General features: G+C 38.2%; 3 protein-coding genes. All 3 read right to left on the reverse strand.

What is annotated here, in order from left to right; translation table 11 throughout:
• Positions 1–425, reverse strand: a 425-nt coding sequence (locus ACRCJ0_RS12520; RefSeq protein ID WP_431390635.1) for an RDD family protein, incomplete at its 3' end; no start/stop codon positions are given.
• A 1-nt stretch (position 426) separates the two neighbouring features.
• On the reverse strand, positions 427–1452 hold the full coding sequence (gene sppA / locus ACRCJ0_RS12525; protein ID WP_431390637.1) for a signal peptide peptidase SppA: 1026 nt from the start codon (positions 1450–1452) through the stop codon (positions 427–429).
• A gap of 150 nt (positions 1453–1602) precedes the next feature.
• Positions 1603–2136: amino acid--tRNA ligase-related protein (locus ACRCJ0_RS12530; protein ID WP_431387792.1), on the reverse strand; the 534-nt coding region annotated here is incomplete at its 5' end.

Consider the following 2136-nt stretch of genomic DNA (forward strand, 5'->3'; position numbering starts at 1 on the left):
CCAATCGTTTGGCCATTGGTAAAGAATGTGGACAAGGTAAAGTAGGCAATTAAGACGAATTGATCGACTAGGAAAGTTACTGCAGCAGGTAAGGTGCTATAAGCGCCTTGTGTTACTGCATTTAAGACACCCGTGACTAGTAAACGTAAGGCGTATACCATCAGTAAATCAATTAAGAAGGCAACCAAACGAATCCAGAAACCGCCATACAGATTACGAGCATAGCCTGAAGCAATATCTGCTTCTAGGTTACGGCGATAATTTGAAAAGATTTCTTGCGGTGAAGCCTGCAAAGATTTAATTTTGCGTTCACGACGTTTTTCTTTAAAATCTGTTTCTACTGACCCTTCATAAATACGTTCATTTAGCTTCGGCAATTCAACACTATCTTGATTATCCTTAGCTTTTTTACGGCGTTTAAACATCTTATTCACCTCCGTACATGTAATAGAATTGAGGTGTTGAGGTATCTTCTAAAACCTCTAAAATTTGTGTCATTTCATCCGCTGTATTGGTTTCTGATTGACTAGTAAATAAGTTTTTCTCAGCTAATAATGACATAAAATCAGTCAGCCATGAAGTAGCAGATGTAGGTGAGTAGTCTACAACGGTAGCTGTTTCCAGGTTGTTATCAGCTCTTAAGGCTGCTAAAGCATCTTCTTCGTAACCAATTTGGTCAGCTAAGCCATTTTCAACGGCTTGACTTCCTGAATAAATGCGGCCATCAGCTAATTTTTTCACGTCATCAGTTGACATCCCGCGGCCATTCGCTACAATTTCAACAAAACGGTTGTATTTCTCTTGAATGAAAGAATTTAAGACGTCTTTTTCTTCATCAGAAGCACCTCTAAATGATGAACCCATATCTTTCAATGCCCCTGATTTGTAGGTATCCATAGCTAAACCATGCTCTTCCATAAAGCCTGAGAAGTTCGGCACTTGCATGATGACACCAATTGAACCAGTAGTGGTTTCACTATCTGTATAAATTTGATCACCGACCATTGAAATCATATAACCACCAGAAGCAGCCATTTGTCCCATTGAAACATAAATTGGCATTTCACGACTTTCTTTTAAGTCAAGTAAGGCATTATATAATTCTGTACTCTCATATACCCCACCACCTGGTGAATTGACGGTTAATAATAGTGCTTGGACATCATCATTTTCTTTAATTTCTTCAATAGCATCTAGGATACCTTGGTAATCCATCCCTTCAGAAAAAGAACCTGACCCAGAGTTGTCTGCAATCGTTCCATCGACTTCTAACACCGCCACCTGACGGTTTGTGTCCCCTACTTCAATAATATTTTGCGCGCTTGAAAACACATTTGATCCCTCAGAAAGCAGATTATTGACATTGGTTTGGCTGGTCAATTGGCTACCAAATGCACCCAGTGCGAGGATAATAACAGCAACAATTGCTAATATCCATGATTTTTTACTCATTAACTTAATCCTCCTCCAAATAAAAAAGTAAATTTATATCTAAGTATATTCTACCATACGACATATATTTACTCTTCAAAATTGTTAGATATGACACTTCAAGTTTTCGATGATCATTAAAAAAATGGCCTTGAGGCCATTTTTTTATACTTAATCAAAATCAATTGTAGTGACTGATAATGATAATTCTTCTAATTGTTGTTCTGATACTTGGCTTGGTGCTTCTGTTAGTGGGTCAAAAGCACGACCATTTTTAGGGAAGGCAATCACTTCACGGATGTTTTCTTCACCAGCTAATAACATTACTAAACGGTCTAGACCTAAAGCTAATCCGCCGTGTGGTGGGAAACCGTAGTCTAAAGCATTTAATAGGAAACCAAATTGAGAAGTTGCAGATTCTTCTGTAAAGCCTAAAGCTTTGAACATTTGCATTTGCATTTCTTTTTGGTAGATACGTAATGATCCACCACCGATTTCATAACCATTTAAAACGATATCGTAAGCTTGTGCGTATACATCTTCTGGGTTTTCAGCTAATTTATCCACGTCTTCCTCGTTAGGCATAGTGAATGGGTGGTGCATTGCGTTGAAGCGTTTTGTATCTTCATCATACTCAAGCAATGGCCAGTTTGTTACCCATAGGAAGTTGAATTGGTTTTTGTCCATTAAGTCTAATTCGCGACC

It is taken from the genome of Aerococcus sp. L_32, assembly GCF_050689315.1.

Coding starts and splice junctions, on each gene's coding strand:
- sppA (WP_431390637.1), bottom strand. CDS start 1,452: ATGAGTAAAAAATCATGGATATTAGCAATTGTTGCTGTTATTATCCTC.